Here is a 24,173-nt window from a genome sequence, read left to right as displayed (position 1 = left end):
ACTCGGATGTCACCGTCGCCGCTGCCCTCTACCGTGGTCGCATGACGACCGCGCCCGACGCGCCGCAGGCCGAGGCCCACCTGCTGCCCGGCGTCCAGCGGGGCCCCGAGACCGTGCGGGCCTTCCGCCTGCTCCTCGTCAACGCGCTCGTCGCCAACGTCACGACGAGCTACCTCTGGTTCGCCCTGACCTTCTGGGCCTACCTCGAGACGAGGTCGGTCCTGGCGACGTCGATCATCGGCGGCTCCTACATGCTGCTCATCGCGGCGTTCGGCATGGTCTTCGGCGCCGTGGTCGACCGGCACCTCAAGAAGCACGTCATGATCGCGTCGGGGATCGTCCCGCTCGCGATGTTCGGGGTCGCCGGAGCGCTCTACCTCGCCTTCGACACCGCGCAGCTCGTCGACTGGAACGGCCCGGTCTTCTGGGTCTTCGTCGCGGTCATCCTCGTCGGCGGGGTCGTCGAGAGCATGCGCAACATCGCCCTGTCGACGACGGTGACGCTGCTCGTCCCCTCGCCGGACCGCGACAAGGCCAACGGGCTCGTCGGCACCGTGCAAGGGCTCGCCTTCATGGTGACGAGCGTCTTCAGCGGCCTCTCGATCGGGCTGCTCGGCATGGGCTGGACCCTCGTCATCTCGATCGCCCTCACCGCCGCGGCCCTGCTCCACCTCGTCACCGTGCCCGTGCCCGAACGCCGGCCGGAGCGCGACGAGGGCACGAGGGCACCGCTCATGGACGTGCGGGGAGCGCTCGCTGCCGTCCACACCGTGCCCGGGCTGCTCGCGCTCATCGTCTTCACGACGTTCAACAACCTCGTCGGGGGCGTCTTCATGGCGCTCATGGACCCCTACGGCCTCACCCTCTTCTCGGTCGAGGCGTGGGGCATCGTCCTCGGCGTCACGAGCATTGGCTTCATGATCGGCGGCGGGCTCGTCGCACGGTTCGGCCTCGGGCCCCGCCCGCTGCGCACGCTCCTGCTCGCCAACGTCGGCGTCGCAGTGCTGGCCGTGGTCTTCACGATCCGCGAGGCGTGGTGGATCTACGCCGTCGGCATTTTCGTCTTCATGTGCATCATCCCGGTGGCGGAGGCGGCTGAGCAGACGATCCTCCAACGGGTCATCCCGTTCCGGGTCCAGGGCCGGGTGTTCGGCTTCGCCCAGAGCGTCGAGGCGGCGGCGAGCCCGGTCTCGGCCTTCCTCATCGGACCGATCGCGCAGTTCGGCCTCATCCCCTACATGGAGTCCGGGGCCGGCCGCGAGCGCTTCGGCTGGCTGCTCGGTGACGGCGACGCCCGCGGCATCGCCCTCGTCTTCGTCCTCGCCGGGCTCGTCATGCTCGTCACCGTGCTCGTCGCCTTCGCCTCACGCCCCTACCGCCAGCTCGGCGACGCCTATGCCGCGGCGAAGGACCCGCTCACGGCCACCGGACCGGCGACGGCCGCGGAACCCGCCTAGCGGCGCGAAGCCGCTAGTGCTTGGTCGCCTCGAGCCGGCGCAGCGCCTCACGACGCTCCTCGGCATGGTCGACGATCCGCTTCGGGTAGTCGTGCTCGTAGCCGTCGTCGTGCTCCCACGGCTGGTGCGCCGCCTTGCCCCGCAGGTGCGCCAGCTCGGGCACCCACCGGCGGACGTACTCGCCGTCCGGGTCGAACTTCTCGCCCTGCGTCACGGGGTTGAACACCCGGAAGTACGGCGAGGCGTCGGTGCCCGTCCCTGCGACCCACTGCCAGCCGTGGTTGTTGGAGGCGATGTCGCCGTCGACGAGGTGGTCGAGGAAGTGACGCGCGCCGACCGGCCACCAGACGTGCAGGTCCTTGGTGAGGAAGCTCGCGGTGATCATCCGCACGCGGTTGTGCATCCACCCCTCGGCGAGCAGCTGGCGCATCCCGGCGTCGACGATCGGGTAGCCCGTCGTCCCCGTCCGCCAAGCCTCGACCGCGTCCGACTCGTCGTCGTAGGCCATCCCGTCGAGCGCGTCGCGCAGGTCCTTCCACGCGCTGGAAGGGTTGTGCCACAGGACATCCGCATAGAACTCGCGCCAGGCGAGCTCGGTCACGTAGGTCTCCTTGCCCTCGCCGCGGCGGCTCGCGAGGTCGGCGAGCAGCGTGCGCGGGTGCACGACCCCGAGCTTGAGGTAGGGCGACATCCGCGACGTCCCGTCCGTGCCCGGACGGTCACGGTCGCCCTGGTATGCCGGCAGCGCGTCCTCGAGGAACCCGCGCCACCGCACCGCGGCCGCCTTCTCACCCGCACCCGGCAGCTCGGGCAGGCCGGGGGCCGCGAGCGCCTCGCTCACCGCCCGGGTCGCCTCGGCGTCGTTGCGAGCCTTGCGCAGAGGCAGGCTCGACGGACGGGGAGCCGGGTCGGGCCAGCCGTGCGACCGCCACGCCTTCGCGAACGGGGTGAAGACCTTGTATGCCGTCCCGCTCCCGTTGACCACGAGACTGGGTCCGACGGCATACGGCGTTCCGGTCTCGACCCACTCCACACCGGCGGCCGACAGTGCCTCGGCCACGGCCTTGTCGCGGCGCGCGCCGAAGGGCGTGGTCTCGCGGGTGACGTGGACCGACGACGCCCCGACCCGCTCGGCGAGCGTGGGCAGCACCTCGCGTGGGTCGCCCCAGAGCAGGGTCAGGGCGTCGTCGTACTCCTCGTTGGTCGCCTCGAGCGTCGCGGCCAGCCAGGCCCGGCGCACCGCCCCGGCGCCCTCCCACAGGGCGGGGTCGATGACGAACGCCACGACGAGGTCGCCGTCACCGGCCGCCTCACGCGCGGCGAGCAGGGCAGGGTGGTCGCTCCGCCGCAGGTCACGGCGCAGCCAGAGGATCGAGGTCATGCCCTCGATCGTGTCATCTCAGACCGGGATGGGCCCCGAGTAGTAGCGCTGCACGTAGACCGAGGAGATGTAGACCGTGCCGCTGAGCTTGAAGCCGACCGGCTGCATCGTCGACCCGTAGCCGCTCGGAGTGGTCCACGACTTGGTGCACCGGGTGACGAGCGTCGAGCTGTTGCTGAAGGTCACGGTGGTCGCGTACGCCACGGGCTGGATGCTGGCCGAGCCGACGCCCTTGCCGACGACGCAGATCCGGTGCGCGACGCGCTGGGCGGGCACGAACGAGCGGCCCAGGTTGGTGGTGGAGGAGGACGACAGGTACTTCCCGACCGAGGAGGACGAGATCGTCCCCCACCCGGCGGCGTGGGCGGGTGCTGCCGAGGTCAGGGCGATGCCGGCCGAGACGGCGGCGGCCGCGGCGGCCGCGAGAATTCGTGTGCGCATGGTGGGACTCCCCGTGTCGGTGACCGGCCCTCGATGGCCGGCGCATGACGAGGATCGCGGAGTCTCCTCGCGCTGTGACCCCACGAATCCGCGGACTTGTCCGCGGGGTCAGCCGGGGGAGCCGCCCGCGAGCACGGCCTCGAGGACGTCGGCCTCACGGCGCAGGTCGGCCGCCCGGTCGGGTCGGCCCGCGGCGTCGACCGCGTCGGCAGCGGCGTGCCTCTCGCCGATCTCGGCGCGCACCAGCGAGTACACGTCATCGGCGGTGAGCTCGCGCCGCGCCGCCTCGGTGGCCCCGAGCCCGACGACGGCCCCGGCGATCGGCGAGTCGCCAGCACCGGCGGTGGGTCCGGGCTCGGTGGGGACGGCCTCGGCGTTGTCGACGGCGGCGAGCGCGGACCGCAGCGCGGAGGCCGCCAGGCGGTCGCGGCCCTTCATGGCGTCCTTGAGGGCACCGCGCATCACGACCCGGAGGTCGCGGGAGGGGTGGGGTGCGGGCTCGTCGGTCATGCGCCTCATCGTGTCAGGCGCGCCCGGCTGCGTCGCGCGCCTTTCGCCGCGACGACGACCGGCGACGGAGCTCTGCCGACGTGCTTCGATGAGCACATGGAGACCGAGAACCGCGTCGTCAGCGCCAGCAGGACCATCGCCGCTCCCGCCGACACCGTCTTCGAGCTCATCGCCGACCCGCGTCGCCAGCCCGAGTGGGACGGCAACGACAACCTCGTCGAGATCATCACCGGCGACCGGATCCGGGCTGCAGGCGAGGTCTTCGCGATGCGGACGACCAAGGGCAACCACCGCGACAACCTCGTCACGGACTTCGTGGAGGGCCGGCGCATCGCGTGGCGCCCGGGCGACGAGGGCGGGGCTCCTGCCGGTCACGAGTGGCGCTGGGAGGTCGAGCCGCTCGAGGACGGCACCTCGCGGGTGACCCACACCTACGACTGGACCGAGCTCACGGACGAGCGGCGTGTGCCGCGTGCCCGTGCGACCGGGGAGCCGCAGCTGCGCGCGTCGCTCGACCGACTGGCCGCCCTCGCCGAGTCGCTCGCCTGACGTTGTCCCGACACCGGGGCCACACCTGCCGGTGCCGGTGCCGGTGCCGGTGCCGGTGGCCGGGGTCGGTGCGTCAGTGCCGATGGGTGCCCGTGCGCGCCAGCTGCTTCTCGAAGGAGGTCGTCGACGCCGCCCCGCGGCGCAGGGCCGCACCGTCGGGCAGGCCCGCAGGCTTCGCGCCGGTGAACACCCACGTGGTGAAGAGGTCATCGAGCTGCCGTCCGGTGACCCGCTCGGCGAGCGAGACGAACTCGTCGGTTCGGACGTTGCCACCCGCCTGACTCGACGTCCAGCGCGTGAGCAGCCGGAAGAACGCCGCGTCGCCGACCTCGAGCCGCAGGGCGTGCAGGGTCATCGCGCCGCGGTCGTAGATCGGCCCGTCGAAGAGGTGCTCGGGTCCCGGGTCGCCGATGACCGTGCTCCAGAACGGGTCGTCGGCGGGGAAGGAGGTGTAGAAGTCGAAGGCCTCCTGCGCCGTGAACCTGCCGGTCTCCTCCGCCCACAGCCATTCCATGTAGGTGGCGAAACCCTCGTTGAGCCAGATGTGCTTCCACGCCTCGACCGCGAGGCTGTCGCCCACCCACTGGTGGGCCAGCTCGTGGACGATCACCGAGATGTTGTCGCCGGGCTGGGTGAACCAGTCCTGCGCGTAGATGGGCCGGGTCTGGTTCTCGAGGGCGAAGCCGATGCCCGGGTCGTCGTCGACGATGCCGCCGGACTGCCCGAACGGGTAGGGCCCGAGGATGCCGCTGAGGAAGTCGACGACCTCCGGCTCGCGCACCAGCGCGGCCTCGGCGTTCTCACCCGTGGACGGGCCCGCAGCCTCGCTCGCCGTCCGCCAGTCGCCGGCGTTGCCCGGGCTGCCGGCGGGCGCTCCGGGCACGACCCATCCGTCCAACGGGTCGGCGTCGGCCTCGAAGGAGGTCGTGCCGGAGCCACCGGGTCCGACCACGTCGTCGACATAGACACCGTTGAACGACACCGACTCGTCGCTGGCCAGCGAGAGGGCCACCTCGACCGACGAGCCGGCGTACGCGGACAGGTCGACCTGCCACCGCTCGTAGCCGTCGCTGGCGCCGCTGGCCGCGTTCCAGGCGCCGGTCGTGCCCGTGGGTGTGCACCCGCCGGCTCCGTCGTCGCTCTGGTAGTGCGTGAGGAACGGGTGGAGTGCGAGCCAGTTGGGGCAGCTGTTGCCCGTGTCCTGGTTCGAGTGGCCGTTGCGGTCGGGAAGCGTCGTCCAGACGTCGCTGCCCACCCGTCGTGCCTCGACGAAGAAGAAGTCCCACGTCGGCTCGGTCTCCCGTGCGACGAAGAAGGACAGCTGCCCGCCCGAGGCGGGGACGTCGATGACACGGCTCAGCCGCTTGTATGCCGAGTCGTCACCACCGGTGATCGCGTAGCGGCCGCCCGTGCGTGGCTCGGGCTGGACATAGAGGGCCGGGTCGATGGCATCCCAGTAGGTGATGCCGTCCACCCTGCGACGCTCGAGGTTGAACTGCCCGATCGTGGCCGTCGCGAGGTACGAGGCCATCGGCGCCGCGGCCACCCACGTCCACGTGGTCGTCCTCCGGTCGTGCCTCACCGCGGCGAGGCGGCCGTTGGCGACGACCTCGAGCCCTCGGGGGACGGTGACCTCGAAGCGGTAGCTCGCCTTGTCGAGCGGGTGGTCGTTGACCGGGAACCAGGTGTCGGCCACGTGGGGCTGGCCGGCGATGAGGATCCCGTCGGCGGTCGGGAACACTCCGGACGCGCCGAGGGCTGGCTCCTCGAGGAGCACGGGTACGCCGCTGTAGCGCACGACCACGGTGAAGTGCGACCTCTTGCCGATCGCGTGCCGGGGCGTCACGGTGAGCTCGTCACCGACGTGGCGCCAGCGTGCGGCCTGCCCGTCCACCCGCACGTCCGACACCGTCAGCCCGTTGAGGTCGAGGTTGAACGACGAGAGTGAGCGGATGGCCTTCGCCGAGATCGTCGCGCGACCTCGCAGCACGCGAGTCGCCGGGTCGTACGCGAGCTTGAGGTCGTAGCTCGAGACGTCGTAGCCACCGTTGCCGTCGGTCGGGAAGTACGGGTCGCCGATGCCGGGAGATCCCGGCCCCGGTGCGGGTCCCCGGGCCGCGACCGCGGCAGGTTGCACGAGCATCGTCGTCAGGAGGGCGGCGAACAGGATTCCCAGAAGTTTGCGCATGAGGCCTCCTCGAGCCTCAGATCAACGTGGCACCGGCCCTGTGGCCCGTCAATGACCCCATCGCCCCGGTCACCCGGTGGCCCTGAAACCCCGCAGGCGCAGGCTGTTGGTGACGACGAAGACCGACGAGAGCGCCATCGCCGCGCCCGCGAGCATCGGGTTGAGCAGACCGGCGGCGGCCAGCGGGATGGCCGCGACGTTGTAGCCGAACGCCCAGAAGAGGTTGCCCTTGATCGTCGACAGCGTCCGCCGCGCCAGCCGGATCGCGTCGGGGGCGACGCGCAGGTCGCCGCGCACGAGGGTGAGGTCGCTCGCCTCGATGGCGACGTCGGTGCCGGTGCCCATCGCCATGCCGAGGTCCGCCGTGGCGAGGGCGGCCGCGTCGTTGACCCCGTCACCGACCATGGCCACGACCCGGCCCTCGTCCTGGAGGCGTCGGACGACGTCGACCTTGTCCTGCGGCATGACGTCGGCGATGACGTTGTCGGCGTCGATGCCGACCCCGGCAGCGATGGTGCGCGCGGCGTCGGCGTTGTCGCCGGTGAGGAGCCACGGCGTGAGGCCGAGGTCGCGCAGGCGTGAGATCGCCTGTGCCGACGTGGGTTTCACGCTGTCCGAGACGGTGAGGATGCCGCGTGCCTGCCCGTCCCAGCCGATGGCCACGGGGGTGGCGCCGGTCGCACGGGCGGAGGTCAGTGCGTCCTCGAGCTCGGGTCCGACCTCGATGGACCACTGCGAGAGGAGGCTGGGACGCCCGACGACGGCCGCGTGTCCGTCGACGACACCCTGGACACCGAGGCCGTCGACGCTCGCGAAGCCCTCGACGGGCGCCACCTCCACGCCCCGCGACTGCGCTCCGGCCACGACGGCCCTGGCGATCGGGTGGTCCGAAGCGTCCTCGAGCGACGCGGCGATCCGCAGCACCACGTCGGCGTCCTCGCCGGGCGCTGCCACGACGTCCTGCAGCGACATCTGGCCGGTGGTCACGGTTCCGGTCTTGTCCAGGACGACGGTGTCGACGCGACGGGTCGACTCCAGGACCTCGGGGCCCTTGATGAGGATGCCGAGCTGGGCGCCGCGTCCGGTGCCGACCATGAGGGCGGTCGGCGTCGCCAGCCCGAGCGCGCAGGGGCAGGCGATGATGAGCACCGAGATCGCCGCGGTGAGCGCGGCCGTCCAGCCGGAGCCGGTGCCGAGCCAGAAGCCGAGCGTGCCGACGGCGAGGGCGATGACGATCGGGACGAAGACGCCCGAGATCCGGTCAGCCAGGCGCTGGACGTCGGCCTTGCCGTTCTGGGCGTCCTCGACGAGCTGTGCCATGCGGGCGAGCTGCGTGTCGCTGCCGATCCGGGTCGCCCGCACGACGAGCCGTCCGCCGGAGTTGACCGTGGCGCCGACGACGCCGTCGCCGACCCCGACCTCGACGGGCACGGACTCGCCGGTGAGCATCGAGGCGTCGACCGCCGAGGACCCCGACGTGACGACGCCGTCGGTGGCGACCTTCTCGCCGGGGCGGACGACGAACTCGTCACCGACGGCGAGCTGCTCGACGGGGATGCGCTGCTCGCGGCCGTCGCGCAGGACCGCGACGTCCTTGGCGCCCATCTCCAGCAGGGCGCGCAGGGCGGCGCCTGAGCGGCGCTTGGCCCGGGCCTCGGCATAGCGCCCGGCCAGGAGGAACGTCGTGACTCCCGCGGCGGCCTCGAGGTAGATGTTGCCGCTGCCGTCGCCGCGCTCGATGGTGAGCTCGAACGGGTGCGTCATGCCGGGGGTGCCGGCGGTGCCCCAGAAGAGGGCGTAGACCGACCAGCCGAACGCCGCGAGCGTGCCCACCGAGATGAGGGTGTCCATCGTCGTGGCCCCGTGGCGCAGGTTGACCCAGGCGGCGCGGTGGAACGGCCAACCGCCCCACGCGACGACCGGTGCGGCGAGCACGAGGGAGAGCCACTGCCAGAACGTGAACTGCAGTGCCGGGACCATCGCCATGGCGACGACCGGCACCGACAGCACCGTCGAGATGAGGAGCCGGTCGCGCAGGGCCCGCGTCGGGTCCGCCGCCTCGTCGCCGACCGGGGCGGCGGGTGCGTCGGGAGCGGGAGGGAGGCTCGCGGCATACCCGGCCTGCTCGACGGTCTCGAGGAGCTGCTCGGGTGAGACGGTGTCGGGGTACTCGACCCGTGCCTTCTCGGTCGCGTAGTTGACGCTCGCGGTGACGCCGTCGAGCTTGTTGAGCTTGCGCTCGATCCGGTTGGCGCACGAGGCGCAGGTCATCCCGGTGATGTCGAGGTCAATGCGCGTGGCCATCGTCGCCTCCTTCGGTGGCGCCCGCGGCGGGCGATCCTATGGTGAGGGTGAAGGCCGCGGTGCGCACGACGCCGCCGTGCGAGAAGTCGAGGAACAGGTGGTAGGTCCCTGCGCTCGGCACGCTCGTCCCGAAGGCGATGCCGGGTCCGGGCGTGGTCGTGCCGTCGCCGGGGTGGCCGTCGGGGTGGACGTGCAGGTAGGCGAGGTCGCCCGCGCGCAGCGCGACGAGGTGGCCGTAGGCGCCGAGGTAGGGGTCGAGGTCGGTGACCGGCCGGCCCGCGCGGCTCACCGAGAGGGTGAGCTCGGAGTCGGCGCCCGGCGTGAGGTCGCCCTCGAGGTTGACGGTGTAGCCGTCGACCTCGGCGACCCGCAGGTCCGGGGCCGGGGGAGCGACGGGGGCGTAGGCGCCACCGACGGAGACGTCCGCGCCCAGGGTCATCGGCTCGCCACCCGTCGGCGCCATGTCGGCGAAGAGTCGCCACGAGCCGGGCGTCAGGGCAAGGGTCGTCGACCACGTGCCGTCCGCCGAGAGGGTGGGGTGGACGTGCTGGAAGCCGGAGAGGTCGCGGCGCACCGCGATGAGGTGCAGCTCCTTCTCGTGCTGCGTCTCGAAGGCCGTCACCGGAGCGCCGTCCGGGCCCTCGACGACGAAGAAGACGGGCGTCGAGGAGCCCGCGGGGAGGTCGGCGGACAGGAGGCGCAGCGCGTAGCCGTCCTGCGAGACCTGCAGGCCGCCGGGGACCTCGGCACCGTGGCCGCCCGTGGAGGGCGAGCCCGACGGGGCCTCGGCCGGGGTCTCACCGTGGCCGTGTCCCTCAGTCGCGCCGGCAGTGCCGGCCGCCCCGGCCGCCCCGGCCGCCTCGGTCGCACCGAACGGACCCACCGGTCCGATGACCCGTCCGGCGCCGAGCGAGATGCCGAGGACGGCGAGCAGGGCGGCGACGAACCCGGCGACCCGCACCGGCGTGCTCATGCGAGCTGGTAGCCGGCTTCCTCGACGGCGGCGCGCACGGCGTCGTCCTCGAGCGGCGTGGAGCTCGTGATCGTGACGGACCCGGTCTCGAGGTCGACCGCGACGTCCTCGACGCCGGGCAGCTCGGTGACCTCCTCGGTGACGGAGGCGACGCAGTGGCCGCAGGTCATGCCGGTGACGGTGAAGGTCTGGGTGCTCATGGGGTGCTCCTCGTGGCGTAGGTCGGTGGGGTGGTGGACATCAGGACTTCACGAGGCGGGCGATCGTCTCGCTGGCTTCCTTGAGCTTGGCGTCGGCCTCGGGCCCACCCTTGCGGGCGGCGTCGGCGACGCAGTGGCTCATGTGCTCGTCGAGCAGGCCGAGGGCGACCGACTGCAAGGCCTTCGTCATCGCGGAGACCTGGGTGAGGATGTCGATGCAGTACTTCTCCTCCTCGACCATCCGCTGCAGGCCACGCGCCTGGCCCTCGATGCGGCGCAGCCGCTTGAGGTAGTCGTCCTTCTGGCCGCTCTCGATGTAGGCGTGCTGGTGGCCCTCGTGCTCCGTCATGCTGGATACTCTACCCCCCTGGGGTATGCAGCGCCAGAGGGGGCCGGCGCGTCAGGCCTCGCGACCGTGGCGGGTGCGGCTGCGCAGACGACCACCCGGGAGCACGGGCGCGGGCAACCAGGTGAGCCGGCCGGCATACCCCTCGACCTCGCCGAAGCGCTCCTCGCGCCCCTGCCACGCGTCGCGGAAGGCGACGATCTCGTCGTGGTCGCGGCCGATGAAGTTCCACCACATGACGATCGACTCGTCGTAGGGCGTGCCTCCGAGCAGCACGATCCGGGTGGGCTCGAGCGCCTCGACCGTCAGCTCGCCCGGCCCGGCGTCGACGACGCCGAGGTCGCCGCGCTCGAGGGTCGTCCCGTCGAACGTCACCCTCCCGGTGTCGACGAGGACCCCGTGCTCGTATGCCGTGTCGACAGGGACCGTCCACGTCGCACCTGCCGCGAGGGTCACCTCGGCCCCGAGCAGCGGGGTGCGGGTGACGACCGGCGACGTGTGCCCGCCCAGCGAGCCGATGAAGACGCGGCCCTCGACGCCTTCCGCCAGCGGGACGACCGGCGCGGCGTGGTGCTGGAACTCGCGCTGGAGGTCGCGGTCGGCCTCCGGCAGGACCACCCAGAGCTGGACGCCGTGCAGCGTGCTCGTCCCCGGCGTCGACACCTCGGAGTGGGCGATGCCGTGCCCGCTCGTCATGAGGTTGACCTCGCCCGGGCGGACCATGGCGTGGACGCCGCCGCTGTCGCGGTGCTCGACCTCACCCTCGAAGAGCCAGCTCACCGTCTGCAGCCCGGTGTGCGGGTGGGGCGGGACGTCCATGCCGCCGGTGCTGTCGACGTCGTCCGGGCCGTAGTGGTCCACGAAGCACCACGCACCGACGAACGAGCGGTCGCGGTGGGGGAGGGTGCGGCGCACCGTCATGGCGCGCGGCCCGCCGAGAGGCACCTCGCGCGGCGTGAGGACGTGGACGTCGGACATGGGGGTCCTCCTCGTGTGGTCTGATGACCAGCATGGCTGATGACGTCGTCGTGACGAACAACCAGGGTGAGAACCGCTACGAGGCACGGCTCGGGGGAGAGCTGGCGGGCTTCGCGGCGTACCAGCTCACCGACGAGCTCATCGTCTTCACGCACACCGAGGTCGAGCCGGCGTTCGAGGGCAAGGGCATCGGCTCGGCGCTGGCTCGCTTCGCCCTCGACGACGTGCGCAAGGCCGGGGCCCGCAAGGTCATGCCGCTGTGCCCGTTCATCAAGGGCTGGATCGCCCGGCACCGCGAGTACGTCCCGCTCGTCTACGGCGCGCCCGACGGCGAGGTCGCACCCTGAGCCGACGAGCTCGGTGCGCGCCCCTCAGTCGCGCGGGGGGCCGTCCCCGCCGAGGGGCTTCTGGAACCACCTGACGTCACGCCAGGCATCGTGCTTCCACCCGATCCGGCGATAGGTGCCGACCGGCTCGAAGCCCAGCGCCAGGTGCAGCGCCTCGCTCGCCTCGTTGGGCAGGGTGACGCCACCGCACGCCATACGCAGGCCGAGCGACTCCAGGCGAGCCAGCAGGACGGCATACAGGGTTCGTCCGAGTCCTGAGCCACGCGCGGACGGGTCGAGGTAGACGCTGACCTCGCAGGACCAGCGGTAGGCCGACCGTGCCTTGAACGGCCCGCCGCAGGCGTAGCCGACCACCGCACCGTCGCGCACGGCGACGAGCCAGGCGTGCCGCTCCTGCGCGGTGGCGATCCGCCCGGCCATGACCTCGGTCGTGGGCGCGACCTCCTCGAAGGTCGCCGTCGTGTGCTCGACGTAGTGGGCGTAGATCGTCGCGCACGCCGCGGCGTCGGCGGCGGTGGCGTCGCGGGTGGTCACGTCGGTCACGAGGTCATTGTGGACGTATCTCAGGCGACTCCGGGCGCTCCTCCAAGGAGGAACCCACATCGCCGAAGGAGCACGCCATGCAGGTCACCAGCGAACGTCGCGACGACCGGGTCGTCACCACCATCGAGATCTCGCCCAAGGAGGTCGGCGTCCGCGAGACGCCCTTCGGGGTCGTCGTCGACGTCCCCGGGCTGTCCGTCGCCGGCCAGCCGGGCGCGCCCGCGCTGCCGCGGACCCGGGTCGCCGTCGGGGTGCCGCCGGACACCTGGCCGACCGCGCTGGAGGTCGAGGAGGGGGAGTGGGTGACCATCGCCAAGGGCGTCGTCGTCCCGGTCGAGGAGCCGCGGGCCGGGCTGCCGCCTCGCGAGCGCACGCCCAAGGAGCGCGAGCCGAAGGAACGTCCGGTCAAGGGGCGCGGCAAGGGTGACCCGCACGACGCCGACTCCGGGCACTGCTCACCCGACTGCGACTGCCGTGCCGGCCACCGTCCGGGTGGCGACGGGGAGGGGCCGCTCGTCGAGAGGTTCGACCCGCCGACGCCGACGGTGCCCGACCCCGAGTCCTACCGCCGCGCCGTCGAGGAGCCGCCCCCGGTGGGGGCCGCCGTCGGCATCGAGCCGATGCCGGGGCTGCGGGCCGCGAGCGTCGAGCTCTCGCCGGTGCGCCAGACCAAGGACGGCACGATCGAGCTCTGCACGACCTTCCGCGTCTCGGTGGCGTTCTCGTACGAACCGACCATCGCCGACCGCGACGAGTCCGCGAAGCTGCTCGCCGAGGAGCTCGGCCAGGACATCGACCCGGAGCGGCTCGTGCTGCTCCCCGACGGGCCGCGCGAGGTGACCGCGGCCGAGCTCGAGCTGGCGCGCGACCGCGTCGTCAACCCCGACATCTTCGACACGATCGAGGTCATCCTGCGGCAGCTGCCGAGCGAGTACCTCGTCATCACCGACGACCGCACGTGGGACGCCGCGAGGATCGAGCCCGTGGGCGAGCGGCCCGGCCTCGTCGAGGCGTTCCAGGAGCTCGCGCGCCTCAAGCGGGCTCGGGGGATCACCGCCCGCGTTGTCACCGTGACCGACATCGTCGACGGCGTCCACGGGGACTTCCGGCACGGGTCGCGCGACCTCCAGGAGGTCATCCGCCGCTTCCTCAAGGTCCACCGCTCGACGTGGGGCGTGCGCTGGCTCGTCCTCGGCGGCGACCTCGAGACCGTGCCGTCGCGCACCGTCACCGGTGGCTGCCGCGGCACGATCGACACGACCGCGACCAACCCGCCCGAGGACAACCGGTCGTTCTGGACCGGCGGCCACCTGCGGATGAACGTCGCCGGCCCGGGGGAGTGGTGGGGTGCCAGCGCTGCGAACCTCCTCACCCGCCCCGACACGGGTCAGCTCATCCCGTACGACCCGACGGGCACGTCGAGCGCGGCGACCCCGGGCTGGTTCTTCACGAACTCGACCTACACGGTCCGGCAGACCACGCCGAGCCAGTACGTCCGGGTCAACGGCCCGGCCTCGCTCGTCAACGCCCAGCTCCAGTGGCACTACCACTGGAACCAGCTGCCGACCGACTTCTACTACTCGAGCCTGCAGGGCTGGTACTGGGGCACCCGGCGGATCGACGTCGGCTGGTTCTCGTTCGTCGTGCCGTGGGTCTACGAGCCCGCCCACGACTGGGACGTGCGCGACAACGGCGTCTACGGCCAGTGCACCGTCGGCGGCCAGGACCTCGACGGCGTGCACCTGTCCACGGACATCAGCGTCGGCCGCATCCCGGCCGACACCGCCGACGAGGCCCGAGGCTACGTCGCCAAGGTCGCGGCCTACGAGTCGCTCGACTCGCCGTGGGGTCCGCTCGTCGACCAGTTCTCGGGTTCGATGTTCCTCGCATCGTCGAGCTGGGGCGGTCCGCAGTGGGTCTGGCCGACTCCGGCGAACACGCCCGCCAACGGCCAGTACTCCTCGCGTGCGGACCACAGCCTGCTGCGGGTGGGCACGGTCCCGGACTCCTGGGACTACGAGCTCGTCTCGCAGGTGAGCGACACCGACCGCCGGGTCCTGCCGATGAAGTCGTCGACGAACCCGGCGACCCGTGGCTGGTACTACGCCCGCTCCGAGACCGACCTCAGCCGCGCGGAGATCAACCTGTTCTTCTTCACGCTGCCCTACCGCACGAGCTGGATCGTCGTGCACGGGTCGCAGGTCGAACGCCGCCCGCAGGCCTTCCAGGTCGACTGGACCGGGCAGGACGGCTCGATGTCGGACCAGGAGACGCTGCGCCGCCAGGTCGACACCGGCATCCCGGGGATCACCTCCTTCCGCCGGGCCTACGAGGACGACCTCGACCTCACGTGGTGGGAGCGGTTCTTCGGCGGGCCGGTGCGCCACCTCACGACGGCGGTGCTGCGCGACGAGCTGGAGCGCAGCCCCGCGCTGGTGTCGCTCTCGGGCCACGGCAACGGCGACGGCTGCTGCGGCGGCTCGGTCGGGCTGGCGCGGTCGCTCACCAACGGGCCGCTGTGCTTCGTGGGCTACGCCGACTCGTGCCTCACCTCGGAGTTCGACTCGGACGACGCGTTCGGGGAGGCGCTCGTCACCAACCCTGCGGGCGGCGCCATCGGCTACGTCGGCAACAGCCGGTTCTCGTGGATCGGCATCGGTGACGACTTCCAGCGCAGGTTCTTCTCGCGCCTCACGTCGACCCGTCACCTCGGGCTGCTCAACGACACCAAGGTCGCGGTCGCGGCGGCGAACTCGCCGAGCGCCTACTGGCGGTGGCCGGTGTTCACCCTCAACCTCCTGGGCGACCCGGAGCTGCGCGTGCGCCGGCAGGCGCGGCGACCGCTGCGCTTCGACATCGTCGAGGACCTCACCCGGCTGCGGGTGACCACCGTCGAGGGCCGCGACCCGGTGCCCGGCGCGTCGGTGCGGGTGTCGGCCGGTCGTTCGGTCGTCGAGCTGGTCACGGATGCCGACGGCTGGGTCGACCTCGATGTTCGCGGCATCGGGAGGGCAGCCGCCCGCGGAGCCGTGTCGGTCGCCGTGCAGCACGAGGACTACGAACCCGTCGAGGGAGAGCTCGCCTCCGCCGGCGACTGAGGGAGCGCCGTATGCCGTGTGCGCGGGAGGGCGCGCACGGCATACGGTCTCGAGATGGCGACGCACACGCAGAGGTGGCCGGCCGGGACGCCGTGCTGGGTCGAGATCACCGTGGGTGACCTGGCGCGCAGCCAGGAGTTCTACGCCGCGGTCCTCGGGTGGGAGTTCGAGGACAGCGGTCCCGACTACGGCCACTACAACAACGCGCTCGTCGGCGGGCGCCGGGTGGCCGGGATGTCACCACCGGTGGAGGAGGCGGGCGACGGGTCGGCGGTGTGGACGACCTATCTCGCGACCGACTCGGTCGAGGCCACCGCCGAAGCCGCTGCGTCAGCGGGCGCACAGTGCGTGATGGAGCCGATGGACATCGCCGCGTTCGGCCGGATCGGGCTGTGGGTCGACAGCAGGGGCGCGCCGTTCGGGGCGTGGGAGTCGCGCGACCACACGGGCTACGAGGCCCACGACGAGCCCGGCGCCGTCTGCTGGGTCGACCTCGTCACCTCCGACCTCCCGACGTCAAAAGCCTTCTACCGCACCGTCTTCGGCTTCACCTACGACGACCTGTCCGTGGAGGGGATCGGCTACGCGACCTTCACGCCGCCCGGGTCGCAGTGGCCCGCGGGTGGCATGGGCGACCAGCAGGACGGCGACGTCCTCGGACCGCGCTGGTGCGTGACGTTCGAGGTCGACGACGTCGACACCGCCCGGCAGCGGGTCCTCGACCACGGCGGGTCCGCGCCACATCCGCCGCTGGACGTCGAGTTCGGGCGGATCGTCACCGTGCAGGGTCCCGACGGCGAGGAGTTCTCGCTCATGAAGCCGGCGCCCACCGACGACTTCAGCGGGCGCGACTGACCCGGGCCTCGTCCCACACCGGCTCCGGCGTCTCGACGACGCGCCCGTCGCTGCCGAACACGAGGAACCGGTCGAAGCCGCGAGCGAACCACCGGTCGTGGGTCACCGCGAGCACCGTCCCCTCGAACGCCGTGAGCGCCTGCTCGAGCGCCTCGGCCGAGTGCAGGTCGAGGTTGTCGGTCGGCTCGTCGAGGAGCAGCAGCGTCGCGCCCGACAGCTCGAGCAGCAGGATCTGGAAGCGCGCCTGCTGCCCGCCGGAGAGCGAGTCGAAGGTCTGCTCGCCCTGGCGCGCGAGCTCGTAGCGGTCGAGGACGCGGCTGGCCTCCTCGCGCCCTCGCCCGGACCGGTGCTCGTCGCCTCGGTGGAGGATCTCGAGCAGGGTCCGGCCACGCAGGTGTGGCGAGTCATGGGTCTGGGCGAACCACCCCGGCCGCACCCGCGATCCCAGACGCGCCGATCCGTTGTGCCGTACCGGTTGCACGACGACGTCGCTGACCGGACGGTGCTCCACGTCTGGGTCGCTGCCCCCGGCTGCGAGGAGCCGGAGGAAGTGCGACTTGCCCGACCCGTTGGACCCGAGGACGGCGACGCGCTCGCCGAACCAGACCTCGAGGTCGAACGGCTTCATGAGCGGATCGACGTCACCCGCGGCGTCGTCGGGGACACCCGGCGCCAGGAGCTCGACACCGGTGCAGACGACGGCCCGCTTGGCGGTGCGCCCACCCTGCAGCCGCATCGTGACGTTCTGGGCGATGGCAACCTTCTCGGGCGGTCCGGCCTTCTCGAACTTCGCCAGGCGCGTCTCGGCCGCATGCAGGCGGGAGGCGAGGCCGTCGTTGAACGCGGCCTTGGTGCGATACATGAGGACGAGGGCCTTGAGCTTGGCGTGCTCCTCGTCCCACCGCCGCAGCAGCTCCTCGAGCTTGTTGTTGCGCTCGACCCGGGCGTCGTGCCACGTCGCGAAGGACCCGGGGTGGGTCCACGCGGTCGCGCCGTTGACCCCCGGCTCGAGCGTCACGACCGACGTGGCGACCCGCGACAGCAGCTCGCGGTCGTGGCTGATGAAGAGCACGGTCTTGTCGGAGGCGATGAGCCGGTCCTCGAGCCAGCGCTTCGCCGGCACGTCGAGGTAGTTGTCGGGCTCGTCGAGCAGCAGCAGGTCCGCCGGGCCACTGAGCAGCGCCTCGAGCACGACCCGCTTCTGCTCGCCTCCCGACAGGGAGGTGACGGCGCGCCACTGGGCCCGCTCGAACGGCATACCGAGGGCCTGCGTCGTGACGGTGTCCCAGACCGTCGTCTCGAACTCGTAGCCACCCGCGTCACCCCAGTCGGCGAGCGCCTGCGCGTAGGCCATCTGCGCCGGCTCATCGTCGACCTCCATGATCCGCAGCTCGGCGGCGTCGACGGCCGTGGCGGTCGTGCGGATGCGCTCGGGTGCCACGCTGATGAGGAGGTCGCGCACCGTCGAGTCGTCGCGGACCTTGCCGACGAACTGGTTCATCACGGCGAGCGTGCCGCTCAGCGTGACCGCACCTTCGTGCGCGGTGAGGTCCCCGGAGACGATCCGGGTCAGCGTCGTCTTGCCCGTGCCGTTGGGCCCGATGAGGGCGACGCGCTGCCCCTCGCCGACCCGGAACTGGATGCCGTCGAGCAGGGGACGCCCGTCCGGGAGCGTGAACCCGACCTGGTTGACCTCGAGATGTGCCACGAGAGTCGATTGTCCAAGCCCGTATGCCGTCCCGTCACCCGAGTATCGCTTCGGGCTCGCTTCGCGCCCCGTCGGGGACCTCAGGACGTCGGCACACTCCTGTCGCCGAACGGGATCCGCTGCTCCTGGTCCCAGGACCAGCGAGCGTCCCCGCGCCGCAGCCGGAGCAGGGACAGATGGCTGGCGCGGAAGGAGGTCGGCGGGCGGTCCACCTCGCTCAGGTGCTCGTCCACCTCCTCTGCGCGAGGTGGGTCGGCGTTGGCGTAGGCGATCGAGATATGTGGCGTGAAGCCGGCGCGCGGCAGCGGGAGCGCGTGCGGCTCACGACCGAGACAGGTGCGGACGGCATCCGCCAGGTCCTCGCGCAGCGGGACGATGGACGGGGTCGTGCTGACGGACATCCAGACGGCGTCGGTTCTCGCGCGTGGTGCAGCGGCGACCAGGTCGACCGGTGGGGCCGCGGCGGCCAGGGTCGTCACCCGGTCGAGGAGCCGGGCCATGCCATCGGGGTCGACCTCCTCGACGAAGCCGACTCCGAGGACGGTCATGTGCAGCCACCGCGGCTCCACCAGATCCAGGCCGCGCACCTGCGAGAGGCTCTCCTGGTACGCGGTGGCGTGTTCCACCAGCGGCGGCATCGAGCCGCAGGTCACGTACAGGGCCCACAGACGCTGACCCGGCCGCCACGCCTCCTCACGCGCCCAGTGGTTCCTCATGGCAGCCGTCCCCCGTGGGTCCATGCAGCCACGCTATCGAGCCCGCGAGCACCCGACCGGCCCGCGCGACGGGCGCCGTCGGGATCGGCGACGGTAGGTTCTCGGCATGGCCGCAGACGCTCAGAAGCCGTTGGAACTCTTCGGGATCGACGGGCTCCTCACCGCCGACGACCGCGACATGCGCGACACCGTGCGGGCCTTCCTCGACGCCGAGGTCCGGCCGCACGTGCCCGGCTGGTTCGAGGCCGGCTCCGTGCCCGTGCGCGAGCTGGCGCCGAAGTTCGGCGAGCTCGGGCTCCTCGGCATGCACCTCGAGGGCTACGGCTGCGCCGGGACGAGCGCCACGGCATACGGGCTGGCCTGTGCGGAGCTGGAAGCGGTCGACTCCGGCATCCGCAGCCTGGTGAGCGTCCAGGGGTCGCTCGCGATGTTCGCGATCCACCGCTTCGGCAGTGAGGAGCAGAAGCAGGAGTGGCTGCCGCGGATGGCCGCGGGCGAGGCCATCGGGTGCTTCGGCCTCACCGAGCCCGACTTCGGGTCGAACCCCGCGGGCATGCGCACGCGCGCCCGCCGCGACGGTGACGACTGGGTGCTCGACGGCTCGAAGATGTGGATCACCAACGGTTCGGTCGCCGACGTCGCCGTCGTGTGGGCCCGCACCGACGACAGCGACGGCTCCACGGTGCGTGGCTTCGTCGTGCCGACGGACACCCCCGGCTTCTCGGCGCCCGAGATCACCGGCAAGCTCTCGCTGCGCGCCTCGGTGACCTCGGAGCTCGTGCTCGACGGGGTTCGCCTGCCGGCGTCGGCGATGCTGCCCGAGGCCCGTGGTCTGTCCGGCCCGCTGTCCTGTCTGTCCGAGGCGCGCTTCGGCATCGTCTTCGGGGCGCTCGGTGCCGCACGCGACGCCCTCGAGGTGACGATCGCCTACACGCAGGACCGCGAGATCTTCGACAAGCCGCTCGCCGGCTACCAGATCACCCAGACCAAGCTCGCCGACATGACCCTCGAGCTCGGCAAGGGGATGCTCCTCGCGCTCCACCTCGGTGCGCTCAAGGACGCGGGCACGCTGCGACCCGAGCAGGTGAGCCTGGGCAAGCTCAACTCCTGCCGCGAGGCCATCGCCATCGCGCGCGAGTGCCGCACGCTGCTCGGGGCCAACGGCATCGCCCTGGAGTACTCGCCGATGCGGCACGCCAACAACCTCGAGTCCGTCCTCACCTACGAAGGAACATCCGAGGTCCACCAGCTCGTTGTCGGGCAGGCCCTCACCGGGCAACCGGCCTTCCGCTGAGCAGTGCCTCACCGGTCGATTCGGCAGGATAGTGAAGTCTAGGACGACCGCTAGAACACGCTAGCGGGAGTCATCGAGGAGGCGACATGGGCGACGACACGTTCGCCGACGACTACGAGACGGCGCGCGCGAGCTTCGAGGCGGGGGACTACCGCGAGGCGGCGTCGCTGTTCGTGGACCTCGTCGACCGCAGCGCGCTCGAGCCGCCGCTGCACGGCACGACCGAGCTGCGCCTCTACCTCGCGCGGTCCTACTACCACTCGGCGCAGCTGGCCCGGGCCGAGGAGATCCTGCGGGCGATGCTCGTCGACCACCGGGACGACCACTATGCGCTCCTGCTCCTCGGTCGCACCCTGCAGCGCCAGAGCCGGCACGACGAGGCCAGGCCCCACTTGGCGATGGCCAAGTTGCTCGGCGGCTACGACATCGAGGGTCCAGACCTCCCCGACGACCGGCCGCGGGACTGAGCCACAGCCCGCCCGAGCGAGCCCCGACCGCTCCACGGCACGTCGTGACCACCCGGAAAATGGCTCGAAAGTGGCCGTGATCAACCCTGCACAAACCTTGACTCGACCAGGCTGGGGGTGTGTTCTGGAGGGACAGAAGGCGACAGGCAAGCGATACCCGGTGGTGGTGTCGGCCTCCCCTCCCGACCCCGCATCGGGTGCGTACGCGCCGCCCCTCACCCCGAGAAGGGGTGGGGGGCGGCGTTTGGTGTCGGTCTCCCGCGGCGCACCGGGCGCGGAGCGCACAACCTTGTACAAACCCTTGACAATGGGTGCGGCGAGGAGTTGTCTCACAGGTGGGCCCGACACCCCCGGACCCGTCCCCTTCACCAGGAGAAGTCATGAGGAAGCTCGTCACCGCCGCCGCTGTCGCAGCAGCCGCCACCCTGACCGTCGCCGTCGCACCCTCCGCGAGCGCCAAGCCGGACACCGACTGCATGCGGGCCGGGATCAACACCCTCAAGGACGCCGGCCTCTTCTCGGCCGTCGCCAAGGGCGGGCTGCCGATCAGCACCGCCGTGAGCGTGGGCGTCACCCCGCGTGCCGGCACCGACGTGGCCTCGCTGCCCGACCCGCTGCCCCTGAGCGTGGTGCTCGCCGACCACCGCGCCGGGGAGAGGAGCCTCTTCATCTACCCCTGGTGCTGACGACTCCCCCGAGTGCTGACGCGTCTGCCCTTCGCCGCAGGCACCGGGGTTGCAGGACACCGCCTCCCGCCGCGCATCGTGTGGGGGGCGGTGTCGCGCGTGGCACCCGCCGCGCCCCGGGAGCCCGTCAGGCTCGAGCGCTCCGGGTCCGGGGGAGCGACGCGCCGAGCGCCTTGACGCCCGCCGCGAGGTCGTGCCCGAGGAGGAGGGCTCCCGCGACCTGTCCCTGGTGACCGCCGCCCACGGCCATGACGACGCCCGGCGCCTGCTGGCGGACCGCGTCGACCACGGCCTGGGCCGCGACGGCGTCCGCGAGCCGAGGCACCGACAGCACCGCCGCGCCCGCGTGACGGCGTGAGACCGCGCCCACCCACTCGGCCGTCGGGAGGTCGGCTCCGAGGTAGGCCGTGCGCATGCCGGCCCGCCGTGCCCCGACCGAGAACGCGAGCAGCCCCAGCTCGTGGCGGGACCCGGGAGGAAGGCCGAGGACGACGAGGGGACCGGCGGTCGCCTTGGGCGTCGCGTCGTAGAGCGCGGCGAGCCGCCGGTGGACGGCGTGGCTCACGAGGTGCTCGCCGGCCGTGGTGATCCGCCCGTCGGCCCACGCGCTCCCGACCGAGAGCAGGACGGGCATGAGCCAGCCGCCGACCATCCGGGGGTAGTTCTCGTCGGCGAACGCACGGTCGAGCACGACGCCCAACCGGGACGCGTCGAGGTCGGCGGCAGCCTCCATGACCTCTTGGAGCCCGTCGGGCTCGACCCCGTCGACGAAGCCACCAGCCGGACCGCCGACCCGAGCCGGGCCGTCCACCGTCCCCTCTCCGACGGTGCCGCCGGGGGGGAGCATCGCCGGGTCCACCCCGTCCAGGCGCCGCAGCGTCTCGGCGGCGGCCTCGCTCGCGGTCCACCCGTCGTCGACGAGCGAGGCCATGATGCGCAGCGCCCGCAGGTCGCCGTCGGAGTACAGCCGGTAGCGGCCCTCGGAGCGCACGGGTGACACGACGCCGTAGCGGCGCTCCCACGCGCGCAGCGTCGGCAGCCCGATGCCGGTCAGCTCCGCGGCCCGCTTGATCGTGTACATGGTTTGTCCAGCGTATTCCGAGCGGCGGGAGCCGCAACCCCGACAAGCCGCAGTGCCACCCGGCGTCAGTCGGCGATCCCCCCCGACTCGAGCGCGAGGAGGAACTCCTTGGCGGCCGGCCCACCGGCATACCCGCCGACGCGACCGCCCACGGAACCGCCGGCCGGGAGCACGCGGTGGCACGGCACGAAGACGCAGACCGGGTTGGCGCCCAGCGCCGAGCCCACGGCTCGGGAGGCGCCCGGCCGCGAGATCGTCGCGGCCAGCTCGCCGTAGGTCGTCGACGCGCCGTAGCCCACACCCGCCACGAGCCCGCCCAGCACCGCGCGCTGGAACTCGCTCGCGAGGACGAGGTCGACCGGCACCGAGAAGCCGGTCACCGTGCCCGAGAGGTATGCCGTGAGCTCGCGTCGCGCGGTGTCGAGCGGCTTCGCGTGGCGCAGGACGCGCGGTGACACGACGTCGGACAGGCGCTGCAGCCAGGCGTCCTCGTCGTCGGTCGAGGTGACGTAGGCACTCGTGACGAGCCGGCCGTCGGCGCGCACGGCGAGGAGGAGGCGGCCCACGGCGGTGTCCTCGACGGCATACGAGACGTCGGACTCCGGAAGGACGGGCGGGCGGACGTCGGGCGCGAAGGCGCCGAGCAGGTCGGTGGTCATCGAAGGTCCTCCAGGTCGATTCGCAAGGTGGCGAGGGCGTCGGACACGAGGCGCCGGCTCATCGCCGAAGTGGTGCCCAGGGCCGTGGCGACGGCGCGGTGGTCGAGGTCGGCGACGTACTTGAGGACGACGGCCTCGCGCTGGCGCTCCGGCAGCGAGCCGACCCGCGCCCAGAGCCCGTCGTCGGGAGCGGCGGGGCCGTCCACCACGGGCGCCGTGGCCAGTGAGGCCGGGTCGTCGTGCGGCGTGGTGCGGCGGGCGGCGCGGTGCGCGTCCATCGCGCACCGGTGGGTGATGGTGAGCAGCCAACCCCGCAGGTTGCGCGTCGACGTGAGCCGCGGGTAGGCCGCGAGCGCCTGCACCCACGCCTGCTGAGCGACGTCGTCGCCGAGGTTCGGACCCGCGAGGGCATGAGCGAGTCGGCCGACGTCGCGCCAGTGCGCGTCGACGAGGCTCTGGAAGGGCGGCAGGCTCACGATGATGGAACGGTATGCCGTCCGAACGTGTGAGTCGCTCCCGTCACCCGGGTGCTCGCACTGGGACCATGGCCCGATGGAGGCGCGTTCGGCGGGGACCCCGGAGGGCTCGGGGAGTCGGGGGCGGCCGCGTGTCGTCGCCCACCGCGGGGCCAGCGCCGAGCAGCCCGAGCACACCCTCGCGGCCTACACGACGGCCTTCGGCCACGGGGTCGACGGGATCGAGTGCGACGTCCGCCTCACCGCCGACCACCACCTCGTCTGCGTCCACGACCGTCGCGCGGACCGGACGAGCAACGGCAACGGCGTCATCTCCACGCTCGAGCTCGCCCGGCTCGAGCAGCTCGACTGGTCGAGCTGGAAGAAGCTCGACGACGGCACCTCGCGCGAGGACGCCGACGTCGACCCCGAGCGCGGGCGGCTGCTCACCCTGCGCCGGCTGCTCGACTCGCTCGTCGACCAGCGCCAGGAGCTGCTCACCCTCATCGAGACCAAGCACCCGACCCGCTACGGCGGGCTCGTCGAGCGCCAGCTCGTCACCGTGCTGCGCGAGTTCGGCCTGACGACGGGCGACCTGCCGCAGCTGCCGCACGTCCGGGTCATGTCGTTCTCGATCCTCGCGCTCATGCGGATGCGGGGGCTGGCGCCGCAGGTCCCGCTCGTCTACCTCGTCGACGCCGCGGCACCGCGCTTCTCGTGGGACGGGTCCCTGCCGCGCGGGGTCAACATCATCGGGCTCGACGTCCGGATCCTGCGCAGGACACCGTCGGTGGTGCGCGCGCACCAGCGTCGCGGGCACGAGGTCTACGTCTGGACCGTCAACGAGCCGGACGACGTCCAACGCTGCGCCGACCTCGGCGTCGACGTCATCATCAGCGATCGACCTCGGGACGTCATGGGATTGCTCGGCTAGAGT

The 24,173-nt window shown here is 72.2% G+C and carries 24 protein-coding genes; 9 read left to right on the top strand and 15 right to left on the bottom strand.

Annotated elements, in window-relative coordinates; all coding sequences use genetic code 11:
* The first annotated feature begins 41 nt into the window (after positions 1-41).
* Positions 42-1,457 (top strand): MFS transporter, encoded by a 1,416-nt coding sequence (locus ACSQ11_RS04570; RefSeq protein WP_436003482.1) that lies wholly within the window; start codon positions 42-44, stop codon positions 1,455-1,457.
* Between the two features lie 13 nt (positions 1,458-1,470).
* Here ACSQ11_RS04570 and ACSQ11_RS04565 read toward each other — a convergent pair whose 3' ends face one another.
* From ACSQ11_RS04565 to ACSQ11_RS04555, 3 genes are all read right to left on the bottom strand, one after another.
* Positions 1,471-2,838 (bottom strand): cryptochrome/photolyase family protein, encoded by a 1,368-nt coding sequence (locus ACSQ11_RS04565; protein WP_436003480.1) that lies wholly within the window; start codon positions 2,836-2,838, stop codon positions 1,471-1,473.
* Between the two features lie 18 nt (positions 2,839-2,856).
* Positions 2,857-3,279, bottom strand: coding sequence for a hypothetical protein (locus tag ACSQ11_RS04560; protein ID WP_436003478.1), 423 nt, complete (start codon positions 3,277-3,279; stop codon positions 2,857-2,859).
* 108 nt (positions 3,280-3,387) lie between these two features.
* Positions 3,388-3,789: a hypothetical protein gene (locus tag ACSQ11_RS04555; RefSeq protein WP_436003476.1), complete on the bottom strand. Its 402-nt coding sequence runs from the start codon at positions 3,787-3,789 to the stop codon at positions 3,388-3,390.
* A 96-nt stretch (positions 3,790-3,885) separates the two neighbouring features.
* On the opposite strand from ACSQ11_RS04555, the gene ACSQ11_RS04550 reads away from it, so the two are divergent.
* Positions 3,886-4,338: an SRPBCC family protein gene (locus ACSQ11_RS04550; RefSeq protein ID WP_436003474.1), complete on the top strand. Its 453-nt coding sequence runs from the start codon at positions 3,886-3,888 to the stop codon at positions 4,336-4,338.
* 73 nt (positions 4,339-4,411) lie between these two features.
* On the opposite strand, the gene ACSQ11_RS04545 is transcribed toward ACSQ11_RS04550, so the two are convergent.
* The 6 genes from ACSQ11_RS04545 to ACSQ11_RS04520 form a co-directional block, all read right to left on the bottom strand.
* Entirely contained in the window at positions 4,412-6,526 is a 2,115-nt protein-coding gene (locus ACSQ11_RS04545) for a M1 family aminopeptidase (RefSeq protein WP_436003472.1), read from the bottom strand.
* A gap of 69 nt (positions 6,527-6,595) precedes the next feature.
* On the bottom strand, positions 6,596-8,830 hold the full coding sequence (locus tag ACSQ11_RS04540) for a heavy metal translocating P-type ATPase (RefSeq protein ID WP_436003470.1): 2,235 nt from the start codon (positions 8,828-8,830) through the stop codon (positions 6,596-6,598).
* Entirely contained in the window at positions 8,814-9,803 is a 990-nt protein-coding gene (locus ACSQ11_RS04535) for a hypothetical protein (RefSeq protein WP_436003468.1), read from the bottom strand. The genes ACSQ11_RS04540 and ACSQ11_RS04535 overlap by 17 nt, the downstream gene beginning before the upstream one ends.
* Positions 9,800-10,003 (bottom strand): heavy-metal-associated domain-containing protein, encoded by a 204-nt coding sequence (locus tag ACSQ11_RS04530; protein WP_436003466.1) that lies wholly within the window; start codon positions 10,001-10,003, stop codon positions 9,800-9,802. Before ACSQ11_RS04530 ends, ACSQ11_RS04535 begins: the two co-directional genes overlap by 4 nt.
* A gap of 40 nt (positions 10,004-10,043) precedes the next feature.
* Positions 10,044-10,352: a metal-sensitive transcriptional regulator gene (locus ACSQ11_RS04525; protein ID WP_436003464.1), complete on the bottom strand. Its 309-nt coding sequence runs from the start codon at positions 10,350-10,352 to the stop codon at positions 10,044-10,046.
* A gap of 51 nt (positions 10,353-10,403) precedes the next feature.
* Entirely contained in the window at positions 10,404-11,327 is a 924-nt protein-coding gene (locus ACSQ11_RS04520; protein WP_436003462.1) for a pirin family protein, read from the bottom strand.
* 32 nt (positions 11,328-11,359) lie between these two features.
* Between ACSQ11_RS04520 and ACSQ11_RS04515 the strand changes: the two genes are divergently transcribed.
* Positions 11,360-11,674, top strand: coding sequence for a GNAT family N-acetyltransferase (locus tag ACSQ11_RS04515; protein WP_436003460.1), 315 nt, complete (start codon positions 11,360-11,362; stop codon positions 11,672-11,674).
* Positions 11,675-11,698: 24 nt separating this feature from the next.
* Here the strand turns inward: ACSQ11_RS04515 and ACSQ11_RS04510 are convergent, their stop codons facing one another.
* Positions 11,699-12,217, bottom strand: coding sequence for an N-acetyltransferase family protein (locus tag ACSQ11_RS04510; RefSeq protein ID WP_436003458.1), 519 nt, complete (start codon positions 12,215-12,217; stop codon positions 11,699-11,701).
* A 77-nt stretch (positions 12,218-12,294) separates the two neighbouring features.
* Here ACSQ11_RS04510 and ACSQ11_RS04505 point away from each other — a divergent pair, with 77 nt between their 5' ends.
* Together ACSQ11_RS04505 and ACSQ11_RS04500 are read left to right on the top strand one after the other, a co-directional pair.
* The gene (locus ACSQ11_RS04505) at positions 12,295-15,315 is read left to right on the top strand and encodes a C25 family cysteine peptidase (RefSeq protein ID WP_436003456.1); all 3,021 of its coding nucleotides are present in this window, start codon (positions 12,295-12,297) and stop codon (positions 15,313-15,315) included.
* Positions 15,316-15,369: 54 nt separating this feature from the next.
* Entirely contained in the window at positions 15,370-16,170 is an 801-nt protein-coding gene (locus ACSQ11_RS04500) for a VOC family protein (protein WP_436003454.1), read from the top strand.
* Here the strand turns inward: ACSQ11_RS04500 and ACSQ11_RS04495 are convergent.
* Positions 16,154-17,878, bottom strand: coding sequence for an ABC-F family ATP-binding cassette domain-containing protein (locus ACSQ11_RS04495; protein WP_436003452.1), 1,725 nt, complete (start codon positions 17,876-17,878; stop codon positions 16,154-16,156). The genes ACSQ11_RS04500 and ACSQ11_RS04495 overlap by 17 nt on opposite strands.
* Positions 17,879-17,958: 80 nt before the next feature.
* On the bottom strand, positions 17,959-18,618 hold the full coding sequence (locus tag ACSQ11_RS04490; RefSeq protein ID WP_436003450.1) for a 2'-5' RNA ligase family protein: 660 nt from the start codon (positions 18,616-18,618) through the stop codon (positions 17,959-17,961).
* A gap of 82 nt (positions 18,619-18,700) precedes the next feature.
* Here ACSQ11_RS04490 and ACSQ11_RS04485 point away from each other — a divergent pair, with 82 nt between their 5' ends.
* The 3 genes from ACSQ11_RS04485 (at position 18,701) to ACSQ11_RS04475 (ending at position 21,041) form a co-directional block, all read left to right on the top strand.
* The gene (locus ACSQ11_RS04485; protein WP_436003447.1) at positions 18,701-19,888 is read left to right on the top strand and encodes an acyl-CoA dehydrogenase family protein; all 1,188 of its coding nucleotides are present in this window, start codon (positions 18,701-18,703) and stop codon (positions 19,886-19,888) included.
* An 86-nt stretch (positions 19,889-19,974) separates the two neighbouring features.
* Positions 19,975-20,355 carry a tetratricopeptide repeat protein gene (locus ACSQ11_RS04480; RefSeq protein WP_436003445.1) on the top strand — a complete coding sequence of 127 codons (381 nt, stop codon included), beginning with the start codon at positions 19,975-19,977 and terminating at the stop codon, positions 20,353-20,355.
* 380 nt (positions 20,356-20,735) lie between these two features.
* On the top strand, positions 20,736-21,041 hold the full coding sequence (locus tag ACSQ11_RS04475) for a hypothetical protein (protein ID WP_436003443.1): 306 nt from the start codon (positions 20,736-20,738) through the stop codon (positions 21,039-21,041).
* 127 nt (positions 21,042-21,168) lie between these two features.
* Here ACSQ11_RS04475 and ACSQ11_RS04470 read toward each other — a convergent pair whose 3' ends face one another.
* From ACSQ11_RS04470 to ACSQ11_RS04460, 3 genes are all read right to left on the bottom strand, one after another.
* Positions 21,169-22,122, bottom strand: a complete 954-nt coding sequence (locus ACSQ11_RS04470) for a MerR family transcriptional regulator (protein ID WP_436003441.1) — start codon at positions 22,120-22,122, stop codon at positions 21,169-21,171.
* Positions 22,123-22,187: 65 nt separating this feature from the next.
* Positions 22,188-22,781, bottom strand: coding sequence for a methylated-DNA--[protein]-cysteine S-methyltransferase (locus tag ACSQ11_RS04465; protein ID WP_436003439.1), 594 nt, complete (start codon positions 22,779-22,781; stop codon positions 22,188-22,190).
* Positions 22,778-23,257: an RNA polymerase sigma factor gene (locus ACSQ11_RS04460; protein ID WP_436003437.1), complete on the bottom strand. Its 480-nt coding sequence runs from the start codon at positions 23,255-23,257 to the stop codon at positions 22,778-22,780. The genes ACSQ11_RS04465 and ACSQ11_RS04460 overlap by 4 nt, the downstream gene beginning before the upstream one ends.
* A gap of 76 nt (positions 23,258-23,333) precedes the next feature.
* On the opposite strand from ACSQ11_RS04460, the gene ACSQ11_RS04455 reads away from it, so the two are divergent.
* Positions 23,334-24,170 carry a glycerophosphodiester phosphodiesterase family protein gene (locus ACSQ11_RS04455; RefSeq protein ID WP_436003435.1) on the top strand — a complete coding sequence of 279 codons (837 nt, stop codon included), beginning with the start codon at positions 23,334-23,336 and terminating at the stop codon, positions 24,168-24,170.
* Positions 24,171-24,173 lie beyond the last annotated feature (3 nt).

Source organism: Knoellia sp. LjRoot47, assembly GCF_964253435.1.
GTDB lineage: Bacteria > Actinomycetota > Actinomycetes > Actinomycetales > Dermatophilaceae > Knoellia.
Note: the sequence above shows the minus strand (reverse complement) of the source record. Positions and strands in the feature narration are given on the sequence as shown.

Coding starts and splice junctions, on each gene's coding strand:
- ACSQ11_RS04570 (WP_436003482.1), top strand. CDS start 42: ATGACGACCGCGCCCGACGCGCCGCAGGCCGAGGCCCACCTGCTGCCC.
- ACSQ11_RS04565 (WP_436003480.1), bottom strand. CDS start 2,838: ATGACCTCGATCCTCTGGCTGCGCCGTGACCTGCGGCGGAGCGACCAC.
- ACSQ11_RS04560 (WP_436003478.1), bottom strand. CDS start 3,279: ATGCGCACACGAATTCTCGCGGCCGCCGCGGCCGCCGCCGTCTCGGCC.
- ACSQ11_RS04555 (WP_436003476.1), bottom strand. CDS start 3,789: ATGACCGACGAGCCCGCACCCCACCCCTCCCGCGACCTCCGGGTCGTG.
- ACSQ11_RS04550 (WP_436003474.1), top strand. CDS start 3,886: ATGGAGACCGAGAACCGCGTCGTCAGCGCCAGCAGGACCATCGCCGCT.
- ACSQ11_RS04545 (WP_436003472.1), bottom strand. CDS start 6,526: ATGCGCAAACTTCTGGGAATCCTGTTCGCCGCCCTCCTGACGACGATG.
- ACSQ11_RS04540 (WP_436003470.1), bottom strand. CDS start 8,830: ATGGCCACGCGCATTGACCTCGACATCACCGGGATGACCTGCGCCTCG.
- ACSQ11_RS04535 (WP_436003468.1), bottom strand. CDS start 9,803: ATGAGCACGCCGGTGCGGGTCGCCGGGTTCGTCGCCGCCCTGCTCGCC.
- ACSQ11_RS04530 (WP_436003466.1), bottom strand. CDS start 10,003: ATGAGCACCCAGACCTTCACCGTCACCGGCATGACCTGCGGCCACTGC.
- ACSQ11_RS04525 (WP_436003464.1), bottom strand. CDS start 10,352: ATGACGGAGCACGAGGGCCACCAGCACGCCTACATCGAGAGCGGCCAG.
- ACSQ11_RS04520 (WP_436003462.1), bottom strand. CDS start 11,327: ATGTCCGACGTCCACGTCCTCACGCCGCGCGAGGTGCCTCTCGGCGGG.
- ACSQ11_RS04515 (WP_436003460.1), top strand. CDS start 11,360: ATGGCTGATGACGTCGTCGTGACGAACAACCAGGGTGAGAACCGCTAC.
- ACSQ11_RS04505 (WP_436003456.1), top strand. CDS start 12,295: ATGCAGGTCACCAGCGAACGTCGCGACGACCGGGTCGTCACCACCATC.
- ACSQ11_RS04500 (WP_436003454.1), top strand. CDS start 15,370: ATGGCGACGCACACGCAGAGGTGGCCGGCCGGGACGCCGTGCTGGGTC.
- ACSQ11_RS04490 (WP_436003450.1), bottom strand. CDS start 18,618: ATGGACCCACGGGGGACGGCTGCCATGAGGAACCACTGGGCGCGTGAG.
- ACSQ11_RS04485 (WP_436003447.1), top strand. CDS start 18,701: ATGGCCGCAGACGCTCAGAAGCCGTTGGAACTCTTCGGGATCGACGGG.
- ACSQ11_RS04480 (WP_436003445.1), top strand. CDS start 19,975: ATGGGCGACGACACGTTCGCCGACGACTACGAGACGGCGCGCGCGAGC.
- ACSQ11_RS04475 (WP_436003443.1), top strand. CDS start 20,736: ATGAGGAAGCTCGTCACCGCCGCCGCTGTCGCAGCAGCCGCCACCCTG.
- ACSQ11_RS04470 (WP_436003441.1), bottom strand. CDS start 22,122: ATGTACACGATCAAGCGGGCCGCGGAGCTGACCGGCATCGGGCTGCCG.
- ACSQ11_RS04465 (WP_436003439.1), bottom strand. CDS start 22,781: ATGACCACCGACCTGCTCGGCGCCTTCGCGCCCGACGTCCGCCCGCCC.
- ACSQ11_RS04455 (WP_436003435.1), top strand. CDS start 23,334: ATGGAGGCGCGTTCGGCGGGGACCCCGGAGGGCTCGGGGAGTCGGGGG.